This is a genomic window from Streptomyces sp. CB02261 (genome assembly GCF_001905665.1).
In the GTDB taxonomy this organism is placed as follows: domain Bacteria; phylum Actinomycetota; class Actinomycetes; order Streptomycetales; family Streptomycetaceae; genus Streptomyces.
Map to the genome: position 1 here is coordinate 943,056 of NZ_LIVX01000002.1, position 24,900 is coordinate 967,955.

General features: G+C 72.9%; 25 protein-coding genes and 1 pseudogene. 14 read left to right on the forward strand and 12 right to left on the reverse strand.

Going from position 1 to position 24,900, the window contains the following annotated elements:
- Window positions 1–7 precede the first annotated feature (7 nt).
- On the reverse strand, window positions 8–364 hold the full coding sequence (locus tag AMK29_RS09935) for a hypothetical protein (protein WP_073810541.1): 357 nt from the start codon (window positions 362–364) through the stop codon (window positions 8–10).
- 191 nt (window positions 365–555) lie between these two features.
- On the opposite strand from AMK29_RS09935, the gene AMK29_RS09940 reads away from it, so the two are divergent.
- Window positions 556–2,196 carry a DNA repair helicase XPB gene (locus tag AMK29_RS09940; RefSeq protein ID WP_073810543.1) on the forward strand — a complete coding sequence of 547 codons (1,641 nt, stop codon included), beginning with the start codon at window positions 556–558 and terminating at the stop codon, window positions 2,194–2,196.
- Window positions 2,197–2,217: 21 nt separating this feature from the next.
- Here AMK29_RS09940 and AMK29_RS09945 read toward each other — a convergent pair whose 3' ends face one another.
- Together AMK29_RS09945 and AMK29_RS09950 are read right to left on the reverse strand one after the other, a co-directional pair.
- Window positions 2,218–2,514 (reverse strand): hypothetical protein, encoded by a 297-nt coding sequence (locus AMK29_RS09945; RefSeq protein ID WP_073810545.1) that lies wholly within the window; start codon window positions 2,512–2,514, stop codon window positions 2,218–2,220.
- A 49-nt stretch (window positions 2,515–2,563) separates the two neighbouring features.
- The gene (locus AMK29_RS09950; protein WP_107422552.1) at window positions 2,564–2,752 is read right to left on the reverse strand and encodes a hypothetical protein; all 189 of its coding nucleotides are present in this window, start codon (window positions 2,750–2,752) and stop codon (window positions 2,564–2,566) included.
- Between the two features lie 248 nt (window positions 2,753–3,000).
- On the opposite strand from AMK29_RS09950, the gene AMK29_RS09955 reads away from it, so the two are divergent.
- A complete protein-coding gene (locus tag AMK29_RS09955; protein ID WP_198942206.1) occupies window positions 3,001–5,022 on the forward strand; it encodes a HelD family protein in 2,022 nt (673 codons plus the stop codon).
- Window positions 5,023–5,133: 111 nt separating this feature from the next.
- The gene (locus tag AMK29_RS09960; RefSeq protein WP_073810549.1) at window positions 5,134–5,706 is read left to right on the forward strand and encodes a dihydrofolate reductase family protein; all 573 of its coding nucleotides are present in this window, start codon (window positions 5,134–5,136) and stop codon (window positions 5,704–5,706) included.
- A gap of 13 nt (window positions 5,707–5,719) precedes the next feature.
- Here the strand turns inward: AMK29_RS09960 and AMK29_RS09965 are convergent, their stop codons facing one another.
- Window positions 5,720–6,625 carry an aminoglycoside phosphotransferase family protein gene (locus AMK29_RS09965; protein ID WP_073810551.1) on the reverse strand — a complete coding sequence of 302 codons (906 nt, stop codon included), beginning with the start codon at window positions 6,623–6,625 and terminating at the stop codon, window positions 5,720–5,722.
- 283 nt (window positions 6,626–6,908) lie between these two features.
- Between AMK29_RS09965 and AMK29_RS09970 the strand changes: the two genes are divergently transcribed.
- Window positions 6,909–8,168, forward strand: a complete 1,260-nt coding sequence (locus AMK29_RS09970; RefSeq protein WP_073810553.1) for an esterase/lipase family protein — start codon at window positions 6,909–6,911, stop codon at window positions 8,166–8,168.
- Window positions 8,169–8,271: 103 nt separating this feature from the next.
- Here the strand turns inward: AMK29_RS09970 and AMK29_RS09975 are convergent, their stop codons facing one another.
- On the reverse strand, window positions 8,272–8,961 hold the full coding sequence (locus AMK29_RS09975) for a copper homeostasis protein CutC (protein ID WP_073810555.1): 690 nt from the start codon (window positions 8,959–8,961) through the stop codon (window positions 8,272–8,274).
- 52 nt (window positions 8,962–9,013) lie between these two features.
- Window positions 9,014–9,994 carry a hypothetical protein gene (locus AMK29_RS09980; protein ID WP_073810557.1) on the reverse strand — a complete coding sequence of 327 codons (981 nt, stop codon included), beginning with the start codon at window positions 9,992–9,994 and terminating at the stop codon, window positions 9,014–9,016.
- A 184-nt stretch (window positions 9,995–10,178) separates the two neighbouring features.
- Here AMK29_RS09980 and AMK29_RS09985 point away from each other — a divergent pair, with 184 nt between their 5' ends.
- From AMK29_RS09985 to AMK29_RS09995, 3 genes are all read left to right on the forward strand, one after another.
- Entirely contained in the window at window positions 10,179–10,463 is a 285-nt protein-coding gene (locus AMK29_RS09985; protein ID WP_073810559.1) for a heavy-metal-associated domain-containing protein, read from the forward strand.
- A 118-nt stretch (window positions 10,464–10,581) separates the two neighbouring features.
- On the forward strand, window positions 10,582–12,846 hold the full coding sequence (locus AMK29_RS09990; RefSeq protein ID WP_073810561.1) for a heavy metal translocating P-type ATPase: 2,265 nt from the start codon (window positions 10,582–10,584) through the stop codon (window positions 12,844–12,846).
- A 38-nt stretch (window positions 12,847–12,884) separates the two neighbouring features.
- Window positions 12,885–13,166, forward strand: a complete 282-nt coding sequence (locus AMK29_RS09995) for a metal-sensitive transcriptional regulator (protein ID WP_073810563.1) — start codon at window positions 12,885–12,887, stop codon at window positions 13,164–13,166.
- Window positions 13,167–13,187: 21 nt separating this feature from the next.
- Here AMK29_RS09995 and AMK29_RS36325 read toward each other — a convergent pair whose 3' ends face one another.
- On the reverse strand, window positions 13,188–13,343 hold the full coding sequence (locus tag AMK29_RS36325) for a hypothetical protein (protein ID WP_158071303.1): 156 nt from the start codon (window positions 13,341–13,343) through the stop codon (window positions 13,188–13,190).
- A gap of 83 nt (window positions 13,344–13,426) precedes the next feature.
- Between AMK29_RS36325 and AMK29_RS10000 the strand changes: the two are divergent.
- From AMK29_RS10000 to AMK29_RS37610, 7 genes and pseudogenes are all read left to right on the forward strand, one after another.
- A pseudogene (locus tag AMK29_RS10000) lies at window positions 13,427–13,771 on the forward strand (BlaI/MecI/CopY family transcriptional regulator); the annotation flags it as partial.
- Between the two features lie 140 nt (window positions 13,772–13,911).
- The gene (locus tag AMK29_RS10005; RefSeq protein WP_073810565.1) at window positions 13,912–14,823 is read left to right on the forward strand and encodes a M56 family metallopeptidase; all 912 of its coding nucleotides are present in this window, start codon (window positions 13,912–13,914) and stop codon (window positions 14,821–14,823) included.
- Window positions 14,824–14,973: 150 nt separating this feature from the next.
- Window positions 14,974–15,456 (forward strand): GNAT family N-acetyltransferase, encoded by a 483-nt coding sequence (locus AMK29_RS37605; protein ID WP_073810567.1) that lies wholly within the window; start codon window positions 14,974–14,976, stop codon window positions 15,454–15,456.
- A gap of 260 nt (window positions 15,457–15,716) precedes the next feature.
- The gene (locus AMK29_RS10015; RefSeq protein ID WP_073810569.1) at window positions 15,717–16,610 is read left to right on the forward strand and encodes an SAM-dependent methyltransferase; all 894 of its coding nucleotides are present in this window, start codon (window positions 15,717–15,719) and stop codon (window positions 16,608–16,610) included.
- A 92-nt stretch (window positions 16,611–16,702) separates the two neighbouring features.
- On the forward strand, window positions 16,703–17,143 hold the full coding sequence (locus tag AMK29_RS10020; RefSeq protein ID WP_073810571.1) for a Fur family transcriptional regulator: 441 nt from the start codon (window positions 16,703–16,705) through the stop codon (window positions 17,141–17,143).
- Between the two features lie 97 nt (window positions 17,144–17,240).
- Window positions 17,241–18,281: a helix-turn-helix domain-containing protein gene (locus AMK29_RS10025; RefSeq protein ID WP_073810573.1), complete on the forward strand. Its 1,041-nt coding sequence runs from the start codon at window positions 17,241–17,243 to the stop codon at window positions 18,279–18,281.
- 115 nt (window positions 18,282–18,396) lie between these two features.
- Window positions 18,397–19,449, forward strand: coding sequence for a helix-turn-helix transcriptional regulator (locus tag AMK29_RS37610; RefSeq protein WP_073810575.1), 1,053 nt, complete (start codon window positions 18,397–18,399; stop codon window positions 19,447–19,449).
- A 137-nt stretch (window positions 19,450–19,586) separates the two neighbouring features.
- Here AMK29_RS37610 and AMK29_RS36330 read toward each other — a convergent pair whose 3' ends face one another.
- The 5 genes from AMK29_RS36330 to AMK29_RS37615 form a co-directional block, all read right to left on the reverse strand.
- Window positions 19,587–19,790 carry a hypothetical protein gene (locus AMK29_RS36330; protein ID WP_073810577.1) on the reverse strand — a complete coding sequence of 68 codons (204 nt, stop codon included), beginning with the start codon at window positions 19,788–19,790 and terminating at the stop codon, window positions 19,587–19,589.
- 217 nt (window positions 19,791–20,007) lie between these two features.
- Window positions 20,008–21,342, reverse strand: coding sequence for a D-inositol-3-phosphate glycosyltransferase (gene mshA / locus AMK29_RS10040; protein ID WP_382615489.1), 1,335 nt, complete (start codon window positions 21,340–21,342; stop codon window positions 20,008–20,010).
- A gap of 114 nt (window positions 21,343–21,456) precedes the next feature.
- A complete protein-coding gene (locus tag AMK29_RS10045; protein ID WP_073810581.1) occupies window positions 21,457–23,022 on the reverse strand; it encodes a class I tRNA ligase family protein in 1,566 nt (521 codons plus the stop codon).
- A gap of 112 nt (window positions 23,023–23,134) precedes the next feature.
- Window positions 23,135–23,881, reverse strand: coding sequence for an SDR family oxidoreductase (locus AMK29_RS10050; protein ID WP_073810583.1), 747 nt, complete (start codon window positions 23,879–23,881; stop codon window positions 23,135–23,137).
- Between the two features lie 91 nt (window positions 23,882–23,972).
- Window positions 23,973–24,818, reverse strand: a complete 846-nt coding sequence (locus AMK29_RS37615; RefSeq protein ID WP_158071304.1) for a PrpF domain-containing protein — start codon at window positions 24,816–24,818, stop codon at window positions 23,973–23,975.
- Window positions 24,819–24,900 lie beyond the last annotated feature (82 nt).

Genomic DNA, 24,900 nt, shown 5'->3' on the forward strand with positions numbered 1-24,900 from the left:
GGGCGGCTCAGGTCGGGCCGTGGCCGGTGAGCACCATGACGACGAAGACCGTCCAGCCGATGCCGGCGAGCAGTCCCGGGTAGCCCGCCGCGAGGCCGCAGGCCGCGACCGCGAGGTCGGTGCGCGTCCGGCGCCGCCGTCGGGTCCGGGCGAGGAACCAGCTCGGCGCGACGAGCGCGAGGGGCAGGACGAAGCCGCCGATCAGGATGGCGGGCAGTGCGGTGAACAGGTCCGCCCGCACCGCCACCGCGAGCGACAGCAGGGGTGCCAGCAGGGTCGCGACGAGTGGGGCCACCCACCAGCGCGGGTCGGCCTCGTCACCGGGAGCGGTGCTGGTGGCGGGTGCGGGGGCGTCGTTCGTCATGGCCTCATCCCACCGTGGCCGCCGGTCGGCGCCCACCGCGCGCGTACTCATCCGGCGCGGGCCCGGTACTCGGGTGTACGCCGGGTCCCCGGGGGCTGCGGCGGGCGCTCCGGCCTGTGAGGGCGCCGGATCAGGCACACTGGAGGATTGGCCGTTACGGGAACGGCCGGGTGCCGGAAGGACCTGATCACGTGAGTGGACCGCTCATCGTCCAGAGTGACAAGACCCTGCTCCTGGAGGTCGACCACGAGCTCGCCGACGCGTGCCGGCGTGCCATCGCGCCCTTCGCGGAGCTGGAGCGGGCGCCGGAGCACATCCACACGTACCGGTTGACGCCGCTCGGGCTGTGGAACGCGCGGGCCGCCGGGCACGACGCCGAGCAGGTCGTCGACGCGCTCGTCGAGTACTCGCGTTATCCCGTGCCGCACGCGCTGCTCGTCGACATCGCGGAGACCATGGCCCGCTACGGGCGGCTCACGCTGTCCAAGCATCCGACGCACGGGCTCGTGCTGACCAGCACCGACCGGCCCGTCCTGGAGGAGATCCTGCGGTCGCGGAAGGTGCAGCCGCTGGTCGGGGAGCGGATCGACGCGGACACCGTCGCCGTGCATCCTTCGGAGCGCGGGCAGATCAAGCAGACGCTGCTGAAGCTGGGCTGGCCGGCGGAGGACCTCGCCGGGTACGTGGACGGCGAGGCGCACCGGATCGACCTGGCCGAGGACGGCTGGGCCCTGCGCCCGTACCAGAGGCAGGCCGTCGAGGGCTTCTGGCACGGCGGTTCCGGGGTGGTCGTGCTGCCCTGCGGGGCCGGGAAGACGCTGGTCGGGGCCGGTGCCATGGCTCAGGCCAAGGCGACGACGCTGATTCTCGTGACGAACACCGTCTCCGCCCGTCAGTGGAAGAGCGAGCTGGTGAAGCGGACCTCGCTCACGGAGGACGAGATCGGCGAGTACAGCGGTACGAAGAAGGAGATCCGGCCGGTCACCATCGCCACGTACCAGGTGCTCACGACCAGGCGGAAGGGCGTCTACCCGCACCTGGAGCTGTTCGACTCACGGGACTGGGGGCTCATCGTGTACGACGAGGTGCATCTGCTGCCCGCGCCCGTCTTCAAGTTCACGGCCGATCTCCAGGCCCGGCGGCGCCTCGGGCTCACGGCCACCCTGGTGCGGGAGGACGGGCGGGAGTCGGACGTGTTCTCGCTGATCGGGCCGAAGCGGTTCGACGCGCCGTGGAAGGAGATCGAGGCGCAGGGGTACATCGCGCCCGCCGACTGCGTCGAGGTCCGGGTGAACCTGACCGATTCGGAGCGGCTCGCGTACGCGACCGCCGAGGCCGAGGAGAAGTACCGCTTCTGCGCGACGACGGCCACGAAGCGGAAGGTGACGGAAGCGCTGGTGAAGCGGTTCGAGGGGCAGCAGATCCTCGTCATCGGGCAGTACATCGACCAGCTCGACGAGCTCGGTGAGCACCTGGACGCGCCGGTCATCAAGGGGGAGACCTCGAACGCGCAGCGGGAGAAGCTGTTCGACGCGTTCCGTACCGGTGAGATCAGTGTGCTCGTGGTGTCGAAGGTCGCGAACTTCTCCATCGACCTGCCGGAGGCGACCGTCGCGATCCAGGTGTCGGGCACGTTCGGCTCCCGCCAGGAGGAGGCGCAGCGCCTCGGCCGGGTGCTGCGTCCGAAGGCCGACGGGCACCAGGCGCACTTCTACTCGGTGGTCGCCCGCGACACCATCGACCAGGACTTCGCGGCGCACCGGCAGCGGTTCCTGGCGGAGCAGGGGTACGCGTACCGGATCGTCGACGCGGACGAGCTGCTGGCGCCGTAGGGCGGCGGGCGGTGTGCGGGCTCAGTCCATCAGCGCGAGGACCGGGCCCGCGACCGCCAGGCCGTACTGGGCGATGACGGTTCCGCGGCGGGGCGCGATCAGGGCCACCACGCCCGCGAGGGCTCCGGCGGCCAGGGCCCAGAAGCCGGCGGTGATGAAGAGGCCGCCGACGCCGTCGCCCTCGACGGCGTCCTTGAGGACGATCATGAACGTGAGCACCAGGCAGGCCAGGAGGAGCAGCAGGCCTCCCGCGGCGGTGAGGCGGAGGGCGAGGGGGGCCGGGCCGGTGGTGTCCGGGGTGGTGGTCGTCGTCTCCATGTCCTGATCACATCAGTCCCGAAGGGGCGTCCACCAGGCGTTCTCGTACTCAGTCCGGGCCGGGGGCGTACTCAGGGCGGGGGTTCCTGACGCCGGCCTCGGGCGGGCCGTAGTCGCCGAGGAGGACGACGCCGGCGGCGGCGCCGCCGAAGGCGCGTATCGCGCGGAGGGCGGTGCCGAGGGGGCGGACGCGGGGGCGGGGGATCGTGGTCACGTGGGTGAAGGTCGTCGCGGTCATGTCTCCATGATGGAATCCGGACATTCCGAACACATCGGTCTGGGGGGTGAACCGGCGGCGAGCCCGTCTCCGACGTGAGGCGGACGCCGTCCCCTACGGGGTGGACGGGAGTAACGCGTTCGCGGCCGTGCCGCCCAGGAGTTACACTCGCCAGCTTCCCCGCCTCCCTTCGTGGAGAGCCGCCGCCCGGCCGGAAACCGGCGGCCACCTCGTCGTGTCCGCGTATCCACCTGCCCGGAGGCTTCACCGTGTCCGTTTCCGATCCGCTGGCGCGTGAGCGCGCCCACCTGGCCTCGTCCCGTGCCGCCCTGCGGGCGATGCGCGAGGACGTCGAGTCGCTCGACATCAAGGACGTCACGGCGAACTGGGTCAACTCCCTCGTCCTCGGGCGGCAGATCGAGGACCGGATCAAGGCGCTCGCGGACCTGTCCCACACCCCGTTGTTCTTCGGGCGGCTCGACTACCTGCACACCACGCAGGAGGGGCAGCGCTTCTACATCGGCAGGCGGCACGTCCACGACGCCGGCGGCGACCCGATGGTGATCGACTGGCGTGCGCCGGTGTCGCAGCCGTACTACCAGGCGTCGAGGAAGGACCCGCAGGACGTCGGGCTGCGGCGGCGCTTCGGCTACACGGGCGGCGAGCTCACGGCGTACGAGGACGAGCACCTGTCCGACCCCGGGGAGCTCGAACGGACCAGCCGGCTGCTCCAGGCCGAGATCGAGCGGCCCCGTGTGGGCCCCATGCGGGACATCGTCGCCACCATCCAGCCCGAGCAGGACGGGATCGTCCGGTCCGACCTCTCCGGGACCGTGTGCGTCCAGGGAGGCCCCGGCACCGGTAAGACCGCCGTCGGCCTGCACCGAGTCGCGTACCTCCTCTACGCGCACCGGGAGCGGCTCGCCCGCACCGGCACCCTGGTCATCGGGCCGAACCGGTCCTTCCTCCACTACATCGAGCAGGTCCTGCCCGCCCTGGGCGAGCTGGAGGTCAGCCAGGCGACCGTCGACGACCTCGTCGGGCACGTCGAGGTGCGGGGGACGGACGAGGCGGCGACGGCGGTCGTGAAGGGCGACGCCCGGATGGCGGAGCTGCTGCGGCGCGCGGTGCGCTCGCACGTGTCGCTGCCGAAGGAGTCCCTGATGGTGGTACGCGGCTCGCGCCGCTGGCGGGTACCCGCGCACGAACTGGAGGAGATCGTGCGCGAGCTGATGGGCCGTGACATCCGGTACGGGGCGGCCCGGGACGCGCTGCCGCAGCGGATCGCGCACGCGGTCCTGGTCCGGATGGAGCAGGCGGGCGAGGCGCCCGACGACCGGGTGCAGAACGCGGTCGCGCGGAACACGGCGGTCAAGGCCGTCGTGAAGGAGTGCTGGCCGCCGGTGGAGCCCGCGAAGCTGGTGCTCCGGCTGCTGAGCGACCGGGAGTTCCTCGCCGAGCACGCGGAGGGGCTGTTCACCGAGGACGAGCAGAAGCTGCTGCTGTGGGCGAAGCCGGCGCGGAGCGTGAAGACGGTGAAGTGGTCGGCGGCGGACGCGGTCCTCGTCGACGAGGCGCGGGACCTGGTGGAGCGGACGCACTCGCTCGGGCACGTCGTCCTCGACGAGGCGCAGGACCTGTCCCCGATGCAGTACCGGGCGGTGGGCCGGCGCTGCACGACCGGCTCGGCGACGATCCTCGGGGACCTCGCGCAGGGCACGACGCCGTGGGCGACGACGAGCTGGGCCGAGGCGCTCGGGCACCTGGGGAAGCCGGAGGCCGTGGTGGAGGAGCTGACCGCCGGTTTCCGTGTGCCGCGTGAGGTGATCGCGTACGCCTCGCGGCTCCTTCCGCACATGTCGCCGGGGCTCGCGCCGGTCGAGTCGGTACGGGAGAACCCGGGGTCGCTCGTCGTACGCAGCACGGACGCGCTGGACGCGGACGTGGTCGCGGCGTGCGTCGAGGCCCTGGGCCACGAGGGTTCCGTCGGCCTGATCGCCGCCGACGCGCGGATCGCGCCGCTCGCGGAGGCGCTGACGGCCGCCGGCCTCCCGTACCTCTCCCCCGGCGAGGAGACGACGGCCGAGTCCCGGCTGACGCTGGTCCCGGCCTCGCTCGCGAAGGGCCTGGAGTACGACTACGTGGTCCTGGACGAACCGGCGGCGGTCGTCGACGGCGAACCCGACGAACGCACGGGCCTGCGCCGCCTGTACGTGGCCCTGACCCGCGCGGTGTCGGGCCTGACGGTCGTCCACGCCGCACCCCTCCCGGAGCAACTGGCGCGGGGGTGACCCGCGCGCCGGGGAAACACGTCGGCGGTGACCGATGAGTTTCCCCGGCGGCCCCGGTCTTCCGTGATAGTTGCTGCCGAGTACCAGTCATGGACCGAACGGGAGAACCCCATGCGCACCCTGATCAGTTCCGCCTTCGTCTCGCTCGACGGGGTCGTGGAGGCACCCGGCGGTGAGCCCGGCTACCGGAACTCCGGATGGACCTTCAAGGAGATGGACTTCCTCCCGGAGGCGTACGCCATCAAGGGGCGGGAGCAGGAGGAGGCCACCGCGATGCTGCTCGGCCGGGTCAGCTACGAGTCGTTCAGCGCGGTGTGGCCGGACATGGAGGACTTCGCCCGGTACAAGGAGATGCCGAAGTACGTGGTGTCGACCACGCTCACCGAGGACGGCCTTGTCGACAACTGGGGCGAGACGACGATCCTGCGCTCCCTCGACGAGGTCGCCGCGCTGAAGGAGACCGAGGGCGGGCCGATCATCGTGCACGGCAGCGCGAGCCTGAGCCGGGCCCTCTCGGACGCCGGTCTCATCGACCGGTACCACCTGCTCGTCTTCCCGCTCCTGCTCGGCGCGGGGAAGCGGCTGTTCAGCGACACGGACAAGGACACGCAGAAGCTGAAGCTCGTCGAGCACGAGGCGTACGTCAACGGCCTGCAGCTGAACGTCTTCGACGTCGTCCGCTGACCCCGGCGCGGGGTCAGAGCGTCGCGTACTCCGCCAGCGCCTCCGTGCGGGTGCGGCGGGCGACGGCCGCGAGGACCGGGTTCGTGTCGCGGTAGTAGTGCTCGGTCACCAGGCCCCAGGCCAGGGCCCAGCCCCGTCCCCGCGCCCAGGTCACGTCGTCGGCGCGGGCCGCCTCGCGGAACAGCGGGCGGGTGCCGGCGGTGAGCACGGTCCAGGCGGGCATCATGTCGCAGGCCGGGTCGCCGGTGCCGAGGCCGCCGAAGTCGATGACGGCGCTGAGCCGCCCGTCGCGGCCGAGGAGGTTCCCCGGCAGCAGGTCGCCGTGGACCCAGACGGGCGCCCCGTCCCACTGCGGGAGCCGCAGGACCGACTCCCAGGCGGCGGTGGCCAGTTCCGCGTCGATCAGGCCCTCGGCGCCGAGGTCCCCGACGGCGCCCGGCAGGTTGCCGTTCTCCCAGGACGTGACCGGGCCGCCCCGGAAGGACGGCGGACCGTCGCTCGCGTCGACGGTCCGCAGGGCGGCGCCGAAGCGGCCCAGTTCGACGGCCGCGTGGGCGAGGTCGGTGAGCGGCACGGCGTACGTGTCGTCCCCGTCGAGCCAGCGGTAGACGGACCAGGGCATCGGGAAGTCCGGGCTCTCCCCGGCCCGCCCCACCGGGACCGGGACGTCCAGCGGCAGGTGCGGGGCGAGCAGGGGCAGCCAGCGCTGTTCCTTCTCGACCTGGCCCCTCGCGTACGGGACGCGGGGCAGCCGGACGACCAGGTCGTCGCCGAGCCGGAACATGGCGTTGTCCGTACCGGCGGAGGGCACCGGGCGGAGCGGGAGCCCGGCCCACGCGGGGAACCGGCGGGCGACGAGCCGCTCGACGAGCGCGGTGTCGATGTCGAGTTCGCCGGGTTGCATCGGGGTCACTGCCATTCCGGCACGCTAACCGCCGCCCTCCGCCCCCGGCCACGTGTTTTCCGTGCGGGGCCCGGGCTCAAGAGCCCTCGCCCGTACGCCCGGTGGGCGCGGCGCGGGCCTGCGCACGGGTCGTGCGGCGGCGCGCCACGCGCACGCGAGGCGCATGCGCGGGGCGTGAAATGAGCCGTTCGGTCCTCGGAAGAGTGATCTTGGGGGATTCGCACGGGACGCGGACGCGCGCGTCGGGACGATGGGCGCGTTCGGCATGACCAGCCGCGAACCAAGGAGTCGTCGAAGCATGTCCAAGCCCGTCGTCAACATCTGGGGTACCCCTCCGGGGTCCGAGCGCGCCTCCGTGCAGTCCGCCCCCTGGGACACCAAGTGGGATCTGCGCACCGCGACCGCCGGCGGAACCGCCTGGGTCTTCTACAGGACACCCGGCGAGGAGGTCCTCCGGCGCCCGGTGATCCTCTCCGACGGCTTCGCTCCGGCGGGAACCGACGTCGACTTCCTGTACGACGGCCTGGAGAACGGGGAGTTCCCGTTCGTCTCCTCGCTGCGTCAGGCCGGCTTCGACGTCATTCTGCTGGGCTTCGCCGACCGCTCCGCGTCCGTCACCGACAATGCCGAGATCGCGATCCAGTGCATCCTGCGGACGATCGCCGAGCGCGAGGGCGACGCCCCGCTGACGGTGGGCGGCTTCAGCATGGGAGGCCTGGTCACCCGCTACGCCCTGGCCAAGATGGAGCGCCAGCGGATGAATCACGAGACCGCCACGTACCTCTCCTACGACACCCCGCACCACGGCGCGTGGCTGCCCCTGGGGGTCCAGGCGCTCGCCCACTTCGTGAAGGACAACTGGGGTGGCGAGGGCAAGCCGCTCTTCAACCTCTACTCCGACCTGATCAACAGCCCCGCCGCACGGCAGATGCTGCGCTGGCACCTCGCCACGGGAAGCGACGCCACCCTCGATGTCGCCGCCGGTCAGGACAAGGAGCGGGCCGACTTCCTGGCGGCGCTGGAGCGGATGGGCAGCTGGCCCCAGATCCCGCGCCTGCTCGGCGTCGCCAACGGAACGGGCACCGGCGCCGGGAACGACATCCCCGCCGACAGCCCCGCGATGAGCGCCTCCGGTCCCGAGCTGGCCGCGCAGCTGCGTACCCAGGGCGAGGGAAGCCGGACCGTCGCCCGGCTGCAGAAGGGGGAGGGGGACGAGGTCTCGATCGACACCACCGGCTTCCCCGCGATCGACGGCGCTCCCGGCGGTCTCTTCCCCGAACTCCTCGGCGGCGCCTCCAACTTCGGCGTGGCCGCCCTCCTGGCCAACCTCATCAACAGCCCCGACCAGGCGGAACTCACCTACAACGCCTCGACGTTCGTCCCCACCGTCAGCGCCGTCGCGGTCGCCGGCATCGACGACCACGAGGCCCTCTACAGCAAGGTCGACCTGGAGCGCAGCGAACTCCACGACTTCCTCTGCGCCACCGACAACGAGGGTCACACCGTCATGACGCGGGAACTCGGCGGCTGGATCGTGGCCAAGCTCCAGGAGGCGTGACCTCCGAGGCGGCGTCGCCGGGGGCGAGACGCGCGTGAGGCCCGGGACCGTGACGGTCCCGGGCCTCTCGCGACGCGACCTGAGCCGCCTGGTCATGCGCGCGTCAGGCGTCGAGGGCCTCTCGCCAGACCCGGACCGCGTCCGCGGAGACGGGGGCCGCCCAGCCCTGGGGGCGGGCCGCGCCGCCGATGTGGAAGGCGTCGAGGCCGGCCGCGCGGAGTTCCGGGAGGTGGTCGAGGCGCAGGCCGCCGCCGACGAGGATCTGTGCCTCGTAGCCGGGCTCGCCGGTGCGGGCGGCCTCGGCCTTGAGGGTGGGCAGGCCGTCGTCGACGCCGGTGGCGGAGCCCGCCGTGAGGTAGGTGTCGAGGCCGGGGAGGTCGGCGAGGCGCTTGCGGAGCCCGTCGCGGTCGGCGGCGCTGTCGATCGCCCGGTGGAAGGTCCAGTTGCAGCCGTCGAGGGCCGCGACGAGGCGCTCGACGGCCACCAGGTCGGGTTCGCCGTCGGGGGTGAGGAAGCCGAGGACGAACTCGTCGGCGCCGGCCTCGCGCAGCTCCAGGGTCCGGCCCACCAGGGCGTCGATGTCGCCGGCCGCGAATCCGTCGTCGAGGCGGAGCATCACGCGCAGCGGGATGTCGACGGCGGCGCGCATGGTGGCGAAGCCGGTCGCGGACGGGGTGAGCCCGTCCGCCGCCATGTCGGTGACGAGTTCGAGCCGGTCGGCGCCGCCGGTCTGGGCGGCGACCGCGTCCTCCTCGTCGAGGGCGATCACCTCTAGGACTGCACGGTTGCTCATCTAAGCCCTTTTCTCCACAAGTGACGGCTACAGGTCTAGTCCAATGACCAGCCTAGCCGTGCGCGTGGTCTCCCGCATCGTGCGTGGCCGCACCAGCCGCGGGAACCGTAGCCTTCCCGCCTCCCGTGGTGACCGTGAACGCCGCTGTCCGCACCGTGCCGCCGTGCTGGAAATCCAGGAAGAGACGGTACGTGCCGGCGCTGGGCGCCGTCGCCGTGAAGGAGACGTCCGGGCCGGGGCCGCCCTCGTTCGGGTGCACGTGGAGGTAGGCGAGGTCGCCGTCGCGCAGGGCGACGAGATGACCGTACGCCCCGAGGTACGGCTCCAGGTCGGTGACGGGCTTCCCGCCCTTGGTGACGGTGAGCCGCAGTTCGCCGGCCTTGCCGGGGTCCAGGGTGCCGCCGAGCCGGACCTGGTAGCCGTCGACGGTCGCGGTCGGGTTCACGGCGGGCAGCGGCCTCGGCGTGTACGCGCCCGGGACCGCGAGGTCGGCGCCGAGCGTGATGCCCTTGGCGCCGGGCACGGCGGGCTTGAAGTCCGCGAAGGCCTTGTAGCCGCCGGCGGCGGGGAGGTCGACGGGGGTGGTCCAGGTGCCGTCCGCGCCCTTCACGGGGTGCAGGTGCCGGAAGGTGCCGAGGTCGCGCGAGGCGACGATGAAGTGCAGCTCCTTGCCGTGCTCGGTGGTGAAGGCGGTGACCTTCTTCCCGGCGGCGTCCTTGATGGAGAACTTCAGGACGCTCCGGCCGGCGGTGGGCGTCGGGGTCTCCATGGCCAGGGTGTAGCCGTCCTGGGAGACCTGGAGGCCGCCGGGGAGGTTCGCGGCGGCCGGGGCGTCGCCGGCCGCGCCCTCGTCGTGCCCGGCGTGCCCGTCGGCGGCGGCGCTCTTCGACGGAGCGGGCGCGGTCGCGTGGTCGCCGTGCTCGGCCTTCGCCGGCTCCTCGACGGGGCCGACGCCCCTGCCGACTCCGTACGCCGTCCCGAAGGTCGCGGCGAGCGCGGCGGCGAAGGCGGTGATCCTCACTGCGGTGTTCATGACTGCTCTCCCGTACGTGCGGTGGGCGTGGTGACCGTCCTCTGCACTTCACCATACCCCTAGGGGGTATCAAGTCAAGCCGTGGACCCGCTTGCGCCCGATACCACCGGGGGGTATACATGGACTCACGACCGAATACCCCCCAAGGGTATACGGTGAAGTGGAACCGACCGAGGAGGAAGCCATGGGCTCCTGCTGCACCCCCGACAACAGCTGCTCGACCACCACGGAGACCACCGCCGTCGCGGTCGCCGACAGCACCACCACGGTCTACGCCGTCTCCGGCATGACCTGCGGCCACTGCAAGACCGCGATCACCAAGTCCGTCGGCGCGCTCGACGGCGTCATCTCCGTGGACGTCGACGTCGCCGGCGGCCTGGTGACCGTCACCACGGGCGGCGAGCCCGACGACGCCGCGATCACGGCGGCCATCGACGACGCGGGCTACGAGCTCACCGGCCGCGCCTGATCCGCCCCACCCCGGCCGCCGGGGCCCGCCCACACAGCCCGGGCCCCGGCCCCCGGGCCTGAATCCTTCGCGGTCGGCCGCACCACCGGCGAGTGAGCCCCAGAAAAGAGGAGCAGGAATGACCACGACCACTCCGGGCACCGCCCAGGTCGAGCTCGCCATCGGCGGCATGACCTGCGCCTCGTGCGCGGCCCGTATCGAGAAGAAGCTCAACCGCATGGACGGGGTCGAGGCCACCGTCAACTACGCCACCGAGAAGGCGAAGGTCACCTTCGGCGCCGACATCGACGTCGCCGACCTCATCGCCACCGTCGAGGCCACCGGCTACACCGCCGCCGAGCCCGCGCCGCCGAGGAGCGAGACCCCCGGCGACGGCGGTCCCTCCGACGAGGAGAAGGCCGACGAGGAGCTGCGGCCCCTCAGGCAGCGGCTGGTCACCGCCGTCTCGCTCGCCGTGCCGGTCATCGCGATGGCGATGGTCCCGGCGCTGCAGATCGAGTACTGGCAGTGGCTGAGCCTCACGCTCGCCGCGCCGGTCGTCGTGTACGCCGCCTGGCCGTTCCACAAGGCCGCCTGGACCAACGCGAAGCACGGCGCCGCCACGATGGACACCCTGATCTCGGTCGGCACGATCGCCGCGTTCCTCTGGTCGCTGTGGGCGCTGTTCTTCGGGACGGCCGGTACGCCGGGGATGACCCACCCCTTCGAGTTCACGATCGCCCGTACCGACGGCGCGGGGAACATCTACCTGGAGGCCGCCGCCGGCGTCACCGCCTTCATCCTGGCCGGCCGGTACTTCGAGGCTCGCTCGAAGCGCAAGGCCGGCGCCGCGCTCAAGGCGCTGATGCAGCTGGGCGCCAAGGAGGTGACCGTCCTCAGGAACGGCCGCGAGGTCACCGTACCGACCGCCGAACTCCAGGTCGGGGACCGGTTCCTGGTCCGTCCCGGCGAGAAGATCGCCACCGACGGCACGGTCGTCGAGGGCTCGTCCGCCGTGGACGCCTCCATGCTGACCGGTGAGTCCGTCCCGGTCGAGGTCGGCGTCGGCGACTCCGTCACGGGTGCCACCCTGAACGCCGGCGGCCGCCTCGTCGTCGAGGCCACCCGTGTGGGCGCAGACACCCAGCTCGCCCGGATGGCGAAGCTCGTGGAGGACGCGCAGAACGGCAAGGCCGCGGCCCAGCGCCTCGCCGACAGGATCTCGGCCGTCTTCGTCCCCGTGGTCATCGCGCTGGCCCTCGGCACCCTCGGCTTCTGGCTCGGCACCGGGCAGGGGCTCACCGCCGCGTTCACCGCCGCCGTCGCCGTCCTGATCATCGCCTGCCCCTGCGCCCTGGGCCTCGCCACCCCGACCGCCCTCATGGTCGGCACCGGCCGCGGCGCGCAGCTCGGCATCCTCATCAAGGGCCCCGAGGTCCTGGAGACCACCCGCAAGGTCGACACGATCGTCCTGGACAAGACCGGTACGGTCACCACCGGCCGGATGACCCTCATCACGGTGCACACGGCCGAGGGCGTGGACGAGAAGGACGTGCTGCGGCTCGCGGGCGCCCTGGAGCACTCCTCCGAGCACCCGATCGCCCAGGCCGTCGCCACCGGCGCCGCCGCCCGGGTGGGGACGCTCCCCACCCCCGAGGACTTCGCGAACATCCCCGGTCTCGGCGTGCAGGGCGTCGTCGAGGGGCACGCCGTCCTCGTCGGCCGGGAGAAGCTCCTCGACGAGTGGGCCATGGCGCTGCCCGCGGGTCTCAGGTCCGCCAAGGACACGGCCGAGAAGGCCGGCAAGACGGCCATCGCGGTCGCCTGGGACGGGAGGGCCCGCGCGGTCCTGGAGGTCGCGGACGCCGTCAAGGAGACCAGCCCCGAGGCGATCAGGCGGCTGCGCGCGCTCGGCCTGACGCCGATCCTGCTGACGGGGGACAACAAGGCCGTCGCGGAGGCCGTCGCCGCCGAGGTCGGCATCGACGAGGTCATCGCGGAGGTCATGCCGCAGGACAAGGTCGACGTCGTCAAGCGGCTCCAGGCGCAGGGCCGTTCGGTCGCGATGGTCGGCGACGGGGTCAACGACGCCGCCGCGCTCGCCCAGGCCGACCTGGGGCTCGCGATGGGCACGGGCACGGACGCCGCGATCGAGGCCGGTGACCTGACCCTGGTACGCGGGGACCTGCGGGCCGCGGCCGACGCCATCCGGCTCTCCCGCAGGACGCTCGGCACGATCCGCTCGAACCTGTTCTGGGCCTTCGCCTACAACGTGGCGGCCCTGCCGCTCGCCGCGGCCGGACTGCTCAACCCGATGATCGCGGGCGCGGCCATGGCCTTCTCCTCGGTCTTCGTGGTCGGCAACAGCCTGCGCCTGCGGGGCTTCCAGGCCGCCGACCGCTGACGACCCGCCCTTCCCCGCCAATCTCCGAGGAGCCCTCCGTGGCCGGTTACGGACAGCACAAGGAAGACATCATCAGACGCCTGCGGCGCATCGAGGGCCAGGTGAGGGGGGTGCAGCGGATGGTCGACGAGGACGTCTACTGCATCGACGTCCTCACCCAGGTCTCCGCGATCAACGCGGCCCTCCAGTCCTGCGCGGTGGCCCTGCTCGACGAGCACCTCAGCTGCTGCGTCACGGAGGCCATCGCGCAGGGCGGGGACCAGGCGAAGGAGAAGGTGGACGAGGCGTCCAAGGCGATCGCCCGGCTCATCCGGACGTGAGACGCCCGGACAGGGGAGCCATCAACCGCCCTTGTGCGAAGGGCAGTCGGCGGACAGTGTGAGACTCAGCCGGAGACAGAGGCCGAGCAGCTGCCGGAGGAGCACCAGCTCCACCGATCCGGTCGGACCGGAGTCGCAGACCTTCGCACAGGGGCGGTTCCTCATGAGGGTCGACATCCCGCCAGCGTACCCCGAGGGGGTATACCTCGGCGGGGGAACCGGCCCGTACGATGAGCCGCCCGTAGGGGGAGGGGATGCACGTGCGCAGGCTGGGAGAGCTGGAGGCCGAGATCATGGACCGGCTGTGGGCCTGGCAGCGGCCCGCCACGGTCCGCGAGATCGTCGACGACATCAACCGGGGGCGCCGGGTCGCCTACACGACCGTGATGACGGTGGCGGACATCCTGCACCGCAAGGGCTGGCTCCGCCGCGAGAAGGCCGGCCGGGCCTGGCTGTACGAGCCCGTCCGCAGCCGCGAGGAGTACACCGCCGGACTGATGCGGGACGCCCTCGGTGACAGCCAGGACCGCCCCGCCGCCCTCCTGCGGTTCGTCGAGGTCATCTCGGACGAGGACATGGACGCCCTCGACGCGGCCCTCCGCGCCGCCCGCGGCGACCACGACCCGCAGCCCGGCGGGGGTCACGATCCGCGCCTCGGCGGGGGCCACGACCCGCGAGCCGGTGGCGGTCACGTCCCGCGGTCCGGTGGCGGTCACGTCCCGCGGTCCGGTGGCGGGAGTCGCGCGTGAACCACCACGCCCTCGTCCCGCTCGGGCTCGTCGCCCTCACCGGATTCCTCCTGCCGTTACTCGTGGCCCGGGCGCGCTGGGCCCAGCAGGTGCCCCGGCTCGCGCTCGGCGTCTGGGCCGCGTGCGGCGCCGTCTTCGCGGTGGCGACCGCCCTGCTGCCCGCCCAGATGGTCCTGTCGGGCGAGAGCAGCCACCGCCTCGCGGACATGATGTTCCTGCTCCGGCCGCCCACGGTCGACCAGATCCTCCACCTCGACGGGCGCGAACGGCTCGCCTTCTCGCTCTCCCTCGCCGTCCTCTCGCTGCCCGCCTCCGCGTTCGTGCGCCGGCTCGTCAGGGCGCGGCGGGTACGGGTGCGGCACGCGGGGGTGCTGCGGCTCGTCGGGCGGTACGACCCCGCCCTCCGGGCCACCGTCCTCGACGACGCGCGGCCCGCCGTGTACTGCCTGCCCGGCCGCTCGCGCCGGGTCGTCGTCTCCTCCGGCGCGGTGCACACCCTGACACCGGCGCAGCTCGCGGCGGCGCTGGCGCACGAGCGGGCGCACATCGCGGGCCGGCACCATCTCCTGGTCGCGGCGGCGGAGGCCTTCGCGGCCGTCTTCCCGCGCCTGCCGCTCGCCCGGCACGGCGGGACGGCCGTACCCCTGCTCCTCGAGATGGCGGCGGACGACCGGGCGCTGCGCCGGTGCACGCGCGACGCGCTGGCCACGGCGCTGTACGCGCTGGCGTCGGGGCGGGCGCCCCGGTCCGCGTTCGCGGCGGGCGGGCCCTCGGCGGCGCTGCGGATGCGGCGCATCCTCACCCCGTACAGCGCGGGTCATCCCGTACTCAGGGGCCTGGCGACCATCGCGTCGGCGGGCCTCGCGATGGCGCCCTTGGTCGTCGCCTGCTGTTCCTTCCCCGGCTAATCGATCCGGTTCACCGAGCGGCCTTCCGAACCGAACACCGCGAATTACTAAGCGAATTCGTAGATTTCGCATCGGTCACGGACAACTGAATTCACCGCTATTGTGGGTATGTTGGGGATCTGGCTCGGCACGTCGAAGGGTACAAAACCAATGCAGCTGGCTGGCGTTCGGACGGCCGCGGCCGGCGATGCGACGACGATATCCAGGCTGCTCGCCGACGTCATTCGGAGCAGCTACGCCGGAATCCTCGACGAAATCCCGTTGCGACGGCTCATCTCCGCACAATGCGCACTCCCCCGCATACGAGCGGAAATTGAAATTCCGGGGGGAGCGCCCGGATGGCTCGGCTGGCTCGTCGCGACCGACGCCGAGGGCACGATGGTCGGAGTCGCCGCGGGCGGCGTCCCGGTCCCGGGCGAGGGCGAGGTGTACGCCCTGGCCGTGACGGACGGCTCCCGCCGCCGTGGTGTGGGTACGGCCCTGCTGACCGCCGCCACGGACCGGATGCGGAGCTACGGGGCGCGGGCGCAGCGCGTGGAGCTCCCGGCGGAGACGGATCCGGCGCTGCCGTTCTACGCGCACCTGGGGTTCACGGCTCTCTCCCCCACGCGGCTGAGCAGAACCCTCCCCTAGGTAAGGCACCTCCGGGGCCCGATCGAAGGACCTCCGGGCCCGTACGGGGTGCACCTCCGGGCCCGCACGCGGGGCACCTCCGTGGCCCGCAGAGAAAGCACCTCCAGGGCGTGGCAGATCCACGCCATCGCGTGTTCACGCAGCCCGATCCGGTGGATCGGCGTTCCCCTCCGAGGTCAGGATGGGTCCAGCGGCGCGGTTCCCGGCGGCACGGGTACCTCGTCCGGACGGCATGGACCGAGCGAGCCCCTGGAGGAGCGATGCACACACCGAGCGGCGTCTCCCTGCCCGTCGTGCCCGCAGCGCTCGCGCCGGTCCTGCCGTCCCGATACGGCCGGGAGCAGGAGCCCGCCCCCGGGGCCGGCGTCCGGGTCACCTCGGACACCCTGCCCGGGCTCGAATCCATGTCCCCCGCCGACGAGGGCTCCGTCTGGCTGCACGACGCCCTGCTCGGCCCGCACAGCGCGGACATCGTCCGGTACCTCAGCCTCGCCCGCTCCACCGGCGGACCCGTCCTGGACCTCGGCTCCGGCGCGGGGCGGCTCGCCGTCCCCTTCGCCCGGCACGGCTTCGCCGTGGAGGCCGTGGACCGGGACGCCTCGGCCCTGGAGCGCCTCGGGAGCTGGGCCCGCCGGATCGGTCCACAGGTGGCCGGGCTGGTCGTCACCCACCGGACGGACCTCGTCGACCTGCGCCTCGACGGCAGCTACCGGCTGGCGCTGCTCGCGGGCGCGATGGTCGCCGCCGTGCCCCCGGTCCGGCGGCCCGCGCTGCTGCGGGAGGTCGCCTCCCACCTGGAGACGGGCGGGGCGCTGGCCCTCGACTACACCGCGCACCAGCTGCCGGGGCTGATCGCGGAGCCCCGGCGGACCTGGGCCTTCCAGGTGCCCCGCTTCGACGGAGTCGACGAGTGGGTGGTGGCCCGGCAGGTCTTCGACCTGCCGTCGATGAGCGAGCGGATCACGTACTACACGGCCAGGACCGGCAAGCTCTCCACGGAGCGGGTCGTGCTGACGACCGACAAGTGGATCGTGGACCCCGAACGGCTCGCGGCCGAACTGCAGTCGGCGGGCCTGCACATCGAGGGCCGGCGGCGGCACCGCATCGACGAGCGGACGGAATCCGTGCTGCTCGTGTGCAGGACGGACGAGTGACGGCGAACGGCTGAAGAGCATCTGACGAGGTTGACGAGCAAGAGGTACGATGCCCACAAAAGTTTGAGCCGACCAGGTGGCGGGCGGAGAAGATGGCAGTCGCGGAAGAGCTGACGGGCCGCGAGGCGGTGATCCAGCGCCTGCGCGACGTCGGGCTGCGGGTCACGGGCCCGCGCCTGGAGGTGCTGACGGTGCTCGCCGCCGGCGGCCATCTCGACGTCGAGGCGATCACCACGACCGCCCGCGAGCGCCTCGGCACGCTGACCAGCCAGGCCGTCTACGAGATGCTGCGGCACTTCCAGGAGACGGGCCTGGTCAGCAAGTTCGACCGGCCCGGCCTGCCCGCCGTCTTCGAGATCTCGGGCCCCGCGCACCAGCACGCCCTGTGCACGGTCTGCGGCCGCGTGGAGAACGTGGCGTCGGCCGCACCGTCCCCGCCCCGGGGTGCCCTGCCGGAGTGGCGGGTGGACGACGCGGAGGTCGTCTTCAAGGGTCTGTGCCCCGACTGCCGGACGAGCACCGCCACCGCTTGAGCCCCGCTCAACTCCGTGCGTGCCGTTCGAATATGTGGCAGGGTCTAGCGGGGCGATTCAACAGGATCCACCGGATCCGAGGGGAGTCTGCTGCGCCGTGTCCAGAAACGCCGCCGTGTCCCGTGTGGGCAGCGAGCAGGCCCTCGCCGTCTACCAGGAACTCCGCGCCCGCCCCGACCTCGGCTTCGACGCCGGATTCGACGAGGTCGCGGACCGGCTGGAGCTCTCCGCCGACGAGCGGGAACGGTGCCGCGAGGAGCTCGCCTTCCTGGGGCTGACCGCCGCCCACGGCACCGCCGGGACCGGCGCCCGCCTCGTCGTCGACCCCGATGTCGCCCTGCTGCGGCTGCTGCGCCGGGAGCGGGACCGGCTCCAGGACCGGCTCGCCGCGACCAGCCGCGCCCACACCGCCATCGAGGCCCTCGCCGGACCGTTCCTGCGGGCCGGAGCCGCCCCCTGCTCCGAGGTCGAGGTGGAGATCGTCACCGACCCGCAGCGGGTGACGCGGGAACTGACGGACCTCACGGACACCGTCCGTACCGCCGTCCACGTCATGCACACCGGTTCCGTCCGGCGCGAGGACATGACCGCCGAGCTGGAGCGGGACCGCTCGCGGGCGGCCCGGGGGGTGCGGGTACGCGCCATGTACAGCCGCCGGGTCGGGACCGTGCCGGAGATGACCCAGCACCTGGCCGACCGGGCGGCGCTCGGCGTGGAGCTGCGCCTCTCCCCCGTCGTCCCGATGAACATGGTCCTCGCCGACGAGAACTTCGCCCTCCTGCCGACCGACCCGCACGACCCGGACTCGCCCACGATCCTGGCCCGCGGCCCCGGCCTGGTCCGCTCGTACCTCGCCCTGTACGAGTACTGCTGGCAGGCGGCCTCCCGGTACGGGGAGGAGCCCGGCGAGAACGGCGGCGACGGCCTCTCCGACCAGCAGCGGGCGGCGCTGCGCATGCTGGCCTCCGGGATCAAGGACGAGCAGATCGCGCGGAGTCTCGGGGTGTCGCTGCGGACGGTCAGCCGGCTCCTGTCGGAGGTCATGCAGGAGCTGGGGGCGGCCAGTCGCTTCGAGGCCGGGGTGAAGGCGGCCCGGCTCGGCCTGCTCGACGGCGACGGGCCCGAACACGCGGCCTAGCACGAGGAGTTCCGGTGCGCCACGGTAGGTGCGGACACTGCACGACGGACTCCCGCCGAGCCGTATGACAGGGTGAGGGCGGGGCGGCTCGGAGAATGAGGGGGGTCACTTCGCCATGGTCACTGCGGGCGACGGCATCGGGGACGGCGGAGGCGACGTCCTGCTCGCCGTGTACCAGGAGCTGCGCCGCCGGGGCGTCTCGGATTTCGAGGAGGTCCGCAGGGAACTGGGGCTCGCGGCGGAGGAGTACGAGCGATGTCGCGGCGAACTGCTCTCCCTGGGGCTCATCGTGCCGACGGGGCAGGCCCACGCCACCGTGACGGCCGTGCAGGACGGCAGCTGGCGCTCGGAGACGGACACGGTGGCGGCGATCGACCCGGAGATCGCGCTCCTGCGGCTCCTGGAGCGGGAGCGGGAGCGGCTGCGGGAGCACCTGGCCGAGGCGGACGAGGCGTACAGCACGCTGGAGGTCCTCGCGGGTTCCTATCTGCGGGCCGAGGCGCTGACGCGGGCGGAGGCGCACGTGGAGGCGCTGACCGACTACCGCAGGATCCAGCAGGCCATCGAGGACATCACCGATGTGATGCAGGAGAGTTCGGCGGCGCTGCACCCGGGGATGCCGGGGCGGCAGAACCCGGACCGGATGCTCGACCGCGACCGGCGGCAGATCGCCAACGGGGTGCGGGTGCGGGCCGTGTACGGCCGGCAGGAGGCCGCGGACCCGCAGATGGAGAAGTTCCTGGGGCAGCGGGCGGAGCTGGGCGTGGAGATCCGGCTGGCCCCGGTCGTCCCGATGAACATGATCATCGCCGACCAGCAGTTCGCGCTGGTTCCGATCCGCCCCGAGGAGCCCGGCGAGGGCGCGATCCTGGCCCGGGGCAGCGCGCTGGTGCGGCCGTATCTGAGCCTGTACGAGCACTGCTGGCACACGGCGACCCCGTACGGGAACGAGGCGGCGGCGGAGGCGGGCGGCGACGGGCTGTCGGAGCAGCAGCGTGCGGCGCTGCACATGCTGGCCTCGGGGATGAAGGACGAGCGGATCGCGCGGACGCTCGGGGTGTCGCTGCGGACGGTGAGCCGGATGATCTCGGAGCTGATGCAGGAGCTGGGCGCGACGAGCCGGTTCGAGGCGGGGGCGCGCGCGGTGCGCCTGGGCTGGCTGGACTGACGGGCCGCGACGGCTCCCGGATTTCCGGGGGTGCGGGAATGCGGCGGGAAATACCGAGGCCCCCCGATCGTGGCAGCGATGGAGGGGCCTGACGGCGGGGAATGCGCGTTCCCGGCTGGATTTCCCGGTGAATGAACTCAGTTGGTGGGGGCGGGGGTCGGCGACGGCGGGGCGACCGGCCATCCGTTGTCCTCCGCGACGCCGGCGACGGTCTGCGGGGCGACCGGCTCGCTGTCGCCGACGGCGAAGGCGGCGCCGCCGGCGACGGCGGTACAGGTCACGGCGGCCACCATGAGCCGGCGGAGGGTCGTGCGGATTCCGGTGTTCTGCGCAACGGACATGATTCCTCCAGGACTTGGAATGTGAATTTCCGTCTTCCGGTGCCCGTGCCGCCGGGCGTTCCCTGAAGACATCTCCATTCTGTCGCCGCCTCCGATTCGAATCCAGACTTCGTCTCTGCGTGGACCCGCCATGGCGTGGATGCGTCAATCAGACGTCCCCGCAACGGAATTGGAGCATCCGGAGCTCTCCATATCTTTGGTTGAACCAAAAGAGATGCTAGACTTGAGCCACGGCCTTCTCGTTCCTCCAGGAGAGAGAGGCCACCGGGGCAGGGGCGTGCCGCCGCCCCTGCCCCACCCGCGTCTCCGCGAGCGCCGCCCGGTACACCTCGACGGTCCGGGCGGCCGACGCCCGCCAGCTCATCCCGCGCGCGTGACGCGCCGCCGCCTCCCCCATCGCCTCCACCCTCTCCGGACGCGCCGCGAGCTCGCGCAGCCTCGCCGCGTACTCCCGTGGGTCGTGACCGCGCACCAGCAACCCCGTCACCCCGTCCCACACCGCCGTCGGCAGACCGCCCACCGCCGCCGCGAGCACCGGCGTCCCGCAGGCCTGCGCCTCCAGGGCCACCAGACCGAAGGACTCGCTGCGCGAGGGCACCACCAGCACGTCCGCCGCCCGGTACCAGTCCGCGAGCCGCTCCTGCGGCACGGGAGGGCAGGACCGCAGGACGTCGGTCACCCCCAGCTCCCCGGCGAGCTGCCAGGCCGTGCCCTCGCGCGTCGCGCCCGAGTGCCCGCCGACCACCGGCACGAGCAGCCGGCGGCGCAGGTCCGGGGACTCCCGCAGCAGCTCGGCGACCGCCCGGACGAGCACGTCCGGGCCCTTCAGGGGCTGTATCCGGCCCGCGTAGAGCGGCACGAACGCGTCCGCCGGAAGGCCGAGCCGGGCACGCGCGGCCGCGCGGCCGTCCCCCGGGTGGAAGGTCCGCAGGTCGACCCCGGGGCGTACGACCTCGGTGCGCGGCCCCTCCGCCCCGTACAGCGAGCGCAGCGCCTCCGCCTCGTCGGCCGTGTTGGCGATCAGCCGGTCGGCGGCGCCCACCACCTGGCGCTCGCCCCGCACCCTGAGCTCCGGCTCGGGGGTGTCACCGGCCGCGAGAGAGGCGTTCTTCACCCGGGCCAGGGTGTGGGCGGTGTGCACGAGCGGGATCCGCCAGCCCGCCGAGGCGATCCGGCCCGCCTGCCCGGACAGCCAGTAGTGCGAGTGGAGCAGGTCGTAGCGCCGCTCCTCCTTGAGCAGGGCCAGCGAGAACGGCACCACGAGATCCGGCATGGCCTCCTTGGGGAGTGCCTCGCGCGGCCCGGCGTGCAGATGGCGGACCCGTACGCCGGGGGCGAGTTCGACGAGCGGGGCCAGTCCCTCGCCCCGGCAGCGGGTGAACAGATCGACCTCGACGCCCTGTTCGGCCAGGGCGCGGGACAGCTCGACCATGTAGACGTTCATCCCGCCGGCGTCCCCCGTCCCGGGCTGGTGGAGCGGGGAGGTGTGGACGCTGAGCATGGCGACGCGCAGGGACACGTGGGGCTCCTGTGTGAGGGGAGGCGGGACCACGTGTCCCTGCGCGTCGCTCGCGCGCACGGTCACGCGGCAGGGGGACAGGACGAGGACGTACTGAAATGCTGAGGTACTGAGGTACTGAGGTACTTAGTTGCTTAGTAGTAAGGGTCAGAACCCGTAGACCGGGCCCGACGGTGGCGCCAGGCGGGTCCCCGGGAGCGGGCCCGTCAGGGCGTGCCAGTCGACCGGACGGCCCGGGGCCACCCGGAGCGCCGCCGCGAGCCGGTCGGCGCCCTCCGGCATCACCGGACGCGACCACGCCGACAGGGCCGACGCCACCGCCAACTGCGCGGCGAGCGCGGGCAGGTGACGGCAGGAGGTGCTGGGCCGGCACCGCTCGTGGGCGTTCACATGGCCGAAGTCGGCCGCCGAACGGACCATCTCGTCGAGGACCGCGACCGCGCGCCGCGGGTCGAAGGCGTCGGGGCCGTACGCCTCGCGCAGGTCGTCCACGCCCCGGTGCAGCCGGCGCTCCAGGATGTCCCAGCCGGTGCCGCCGGGCAGCGCCTGCGGGGCGAGGCCCGCGCACTCCTCCCGCACGGCGGCGAAGAGCCGGGACAGCCAGCTGTTCCAGTTCTCGTCCAGCTCGTGGCGGGCGGCGGCGAGCCGCTCCCGCCGGAAGACCGTGCGGCGACCGAGCGGGCGGGCCTGGAGGACATGGCGGCGCAGGGTGTCGGAGCCGTACTCGGTGAGGAGGTCGAGCGCCCAGACGTTGCCCTCCTGGACGCCTTCCTCGATGACGTACGACTCGTTGACGTTGAAGTCCTGCGGCAGCTTGACGTCCTGCGCGAGGAGCAGCACCGGCAGCAGCACCGCGTGGCAGAAGGCGTGTCCGAAGCCGCAGAAGTGGATGGCGCGGCGGGGCAGCGGGCCCTTCGTGTCGTAGCCGAAGAGGTGCATCGCGGCGGCCTCGAAACAACCGTCGATGCGGTGGTCGGGGAAACCCTCCACGGGCACCGGCAGACCCCACTCGGCGGGGTGACCGACCGCGATGTCCGGCAGTCCGTCCTCGACGAGCGACTCGCACAGCGCGGCGAGCCGCGGCGGCAGGCCGGCCGTCGCCCAGTAGTCGGCGAGGGTCTCCCGGAACGGCTCCAGGGGCACGTAGAGCCGACGGCAGCGGCGGGCGACCGCCGGGGTGTCGCAGAGGGCGCAGCGGGCGGCGAGCAGGTCGCCGCCGTCGTTGGGGCGGGCGCACTCGTGGCACATGCCGCCGTCGCTGACGGCTCCGCAGTGCGGGCAGGTGCCGGTGGCGTGCGCCCCGTACAGCCAGCGGTCGCAGGGCTCGCAGTACGGCAGGAGCCGGGTGCGCGGGGCGATCACACCCTGGGCGAAGAGACGGCCGAAGAGGTCCTGCACCCAGCGTCCGTACCCCTTGTCGCGGCGCGGGCGCACGATGTGGTCGAACTCGACGCCCGAGCGCAGCCAGTCGGCGGTGATCGCGGCGCGGTAGCCCTCCGCGACCTCCTCGGGCTTGCGGTGGTGGCGCAGCGCCCGGACCTCGACGGAGCTGGCGTGGTCGGCGGTGCCGGTGGTGAACCGGACGGCCTCGCCCTCGGCGCGCAGGTAGCGGGAGAGGACGTCGGCGGCGACGTACGGCCCGGCGAGGTGGCCGATGTGGAGTTCGCCGTGGGTGGCGGGAGGGGTCGCGGTGATCCAGACAGGGGTGCTCATGGGACCTCCTTGACGCTGTGGTGCGGTGGGCTGCAGCGGGTCGCGGTGGGCGCGCCGGCGGCGCAGGGCGGTCAGCGGGGTCGGTTCTCGGGTGAGGGGCGCTTCGGGCGGGTCAGCGGGGCTCGAAGTGGAAGGACCGGATGAAGCAGTCGCGGGGCTGCTCGACGGCGTAGACGACGCATTCGAAGAGGGCCTGGGTGGTCAGTTTCTCGTCGGGTGCCACCCCGTCCGGGTTCGTTCCGTCCCATTCCGCGAAGCGCGGATCGGAGGTGGAGAAGTCGGGCGGGAACAGGGAGAAGACGCGGACCCCGGACGGGCGCAGCCGGCGCGAGAGGATGTCGGCGAAGCCGGCCTGGGCGCTCTTCGCCGCCCAGAAGGCCTCGTGGGCGGCGCCCGCGGCCGCCGCGGAGGCGCCCTCGGCGTCGCGGACGGCGACCATGTTGACGATGTCGGGGCGCAGGGAGCCGCGGAGCAGCGGCAGGAAGTGCTTCACCATGAGGACGGTGCCGCCGGCCGTCGACTCGATCGTCTCCACGATCTCGGCGTCGCTCGCGGCCTCCAGGTCCATGCCGTCGAGCCAGCGGGCGCCGTTGTTGACCAACAGGTCGACACGGTCGGTGTGTTCGCCGACCCGGGCGGCGAACTCCCGTATGTCGGCGGGCCTGCTGAGGTCGCAGCCGAAGGCGTGGATGCGGTCGCGGGCGGAGCCCATGACGTCGGTACGGGTGCGTTCGGCAGCCTCGACGGTCCGCGCCGACACGTAGACCTCGGCGCCGAGATGGGCGAACCCGACGGCGAGCGCGCGACCGAAGTAGCGGGACGCGCCGGTCACGACGACACGCAGATTCTCGAATTTCATGTGTGTCTGCTCTCCCCACGGATACCGATGGCCGGTCCGGTTCAGCGTGGCAGAGGAGAGGTGCTCCGGGCCTGGTGAGCGGGGTGCGCGTTCACGCCGTTGCGTGGATACGCCAGGGGACGTCGAGCGTCTCCAGCACCTCGGCGCGCTTGTGGTGGACGCGGACGCGGTCGGGCGCGGTGGAGACGGTGACGGTGCCGCCGGGGGTGCGGACCTCGCCGTCCACCGGGGGGACGACGGTCCCGTCGAGCGCGCCGGCGGCGGCGAGGGCGGCGGCGCCGGTGAGGGCGAGGCGGGGGTGCCAGCCGCCGACGGTCAGGGCGCGGACGGAGACGCCGGTGGCGTCGGCAGTGACGGCGGCGATCTTGGGGAGGGCGGAGCGGGGCGGGTGCCCGAGGAGACGGGCGGCGTCGGCACGGAGGGCGAGGAGCCGGTCGTGGAGGGCGGGTTCGGGTGCGGGGAGGTGGCGGGCGTCGACGAAGACGTACGGGTTGCCGTACCGCACGATCGAGACGGGGGTCCCGCGGAGGAGGTCGACGGGCCGGCCGGTGGGGAGGACACCCGGGGCGGCGGGGGCCTTGAGGAAGCTGAGCGTGTACGTGTCCTCCCGGGGTCCGGCCCCGGGTTCGCAGAGGACGGTGTCGCCGGTGGTCACGGCGCGGACGGTGACGGGCCCGGGGCGCCCCTCGGCGACGACGCAGGCGAGCAGCGAGTGCCCGCACCCGGCCCGGAAGTCGAACCCGCCGCCGGGGAGGCCCTGGACGAACCGGTAGTCCAGGGTGGGCCCTGGCCGGTACAGGGCGATCTTGCCGAGGCGGGCGTGCGGGGTCCCGTCGAGCGCGTGCCGCAACCACGCGAGCTCCCCACCGAGCCCGAGAGCCTCGGGCGGAAGCCGGTCGCTCCGCACGACGAGCGTGGGCCCGGGAGCGTCCGCCACCCGCACGACGACGACGGAGACCCGGCTCCCCGCGGTGCCGCCCGGCCCGCCGGGACGGGCTCGGGGGGCCCCGCCCCGTGCG

Excerpts from the sequence above, each read along its gene's own strand:
- AMK29_RS37605 (WP_073810567.1), top strand. The coding sequence starts at position 14,974 with ATGCAGCTGGCTGGCGTTCGGACGGCCGCGGCCGGCGATGCGACGACG.
- AMK29_RS09960 (WP_073810549.1), top strand. The coding sequence starts at position 5,134 with ATGCGCACCCTGATCAGTTCCGCCTTCGTCTCGCTCGACGGGGTCGTG.
- AMK29_RS09945 (WP_073810545.1), bottom strand. The coding sequence starts at position 2,514 with ATGGAGACGACGACCACCACCCCGGACACCACCGGCCCGGCCCCCCTC.
- AMK29_RS09990 (WP_073810561.1), top strand. The coding sequence starts at position 10,582 with ATGACCACGACCACTCCGGGCACCGCCCAGGTCGAGCTCGCCATCGGC.
- AMK29_RS10020 (WP_073810571.1), top strand. The coding sequence starts at position 16,703 with ATGGCAGTCGCGGAAGAGCTGACGGGCCGCGAGGCGGTGATCCAGCGC.
- AMK29_RS09970 (WP_073810553.1), top strand. The coding sequence starts at position 6,909 with ATGTCCAAGCCCGTCGTCAACATCTGGGGTACCCCTCCGGGGTCCGAG.
- AMK29_RS09965 (WP_073810551.1), bottom strand. The coding sequence starts at position 6,625 with ATGGCAGTGACCCCGATGCAACCCGGCGAACTCGACATCGACACCGCG.
- AMK29_RS36330 (WP_073810577.1), bottom strand. The coding sequence starts at position 19,790 with ATGTCCGTTGCGCAGAACACCGGAATCCGCACGACCCTCCGCCGGCTC.
- AMK29_RS10050 (WP_073810583.1), bottom strand. The coding sequence starts at position 23,881 with ATGAAATTCGAGAATCTGCGTGTCGTCGTGACCGGCGCGTCCCGCTAC.
- AMK29_RS10015 (WP_073810569.1), top strand. The coding sequence starts at position 15,717 with ATGCACACACCGAGCGGCGTCTCCCTGCCCGTCGTGCCCGCAGCGCTC.
- AMK29_RS37610 (WP_073810575.1), top strand. The coding sequence starts at position 18,397 with ATGGTCACTGCGGGCGACGGCATCGGGGACGGCGGAGGCGACGTCCTG.
- AMK29_RS09975 (WP_073810555.1), bottom strand. The coding sequence starts at position 8,961 with ATGAGCAACCGTGCAGTCCTAGAGGTGATCGCCCTCGACGAGGAGGAC.
- AMK29_RS10045 (WP_073810581.1), bottom strand. The coding sequence starts at position 23,022 with ATGAGCACCCCTGTCTGGATCACCGCGACCCCTCCCGCCACCCACGGC.
- AMK29_RS36325 (WP_158071303.1), bottom strand. The coding sequence starts at position 13,343 with ATGTCGACCCTCATGAGGAACCGCCCCTGTGCGAAGGTCTGCGACTCC.
- AMK29_RS09980 (WP_073810557.1), bottom strand. The coding sequence starts at position 9,994 with ATGAACACCGCAGTGAGGATCACCGCCTTCGCCGCCGCGCTCGCCGCG.
- AMK29_RS09935 (WP_073810541.1), bottom strand. The coding sequence starts at position 364 with ATGACGAACGACGCCCCCGCACCCGCCACCAGCACCGCTCCCGGTGAC.
- AMK29_RS09985 (WP_073810559.1), top strand. The coding sequence starts at position 10,179 with ATGGGCTCCTGCTGCACCCCCGACAACAGCTGCTCGACCACCACGGAG.
- AMK29_RS09950 (WP_107422552.1), bottom strand. The coding sequence starts at position 2,752 with ATGACCGCGACGACCTTCACCCACGTGACCACGATCCCCCGCCCCCGC.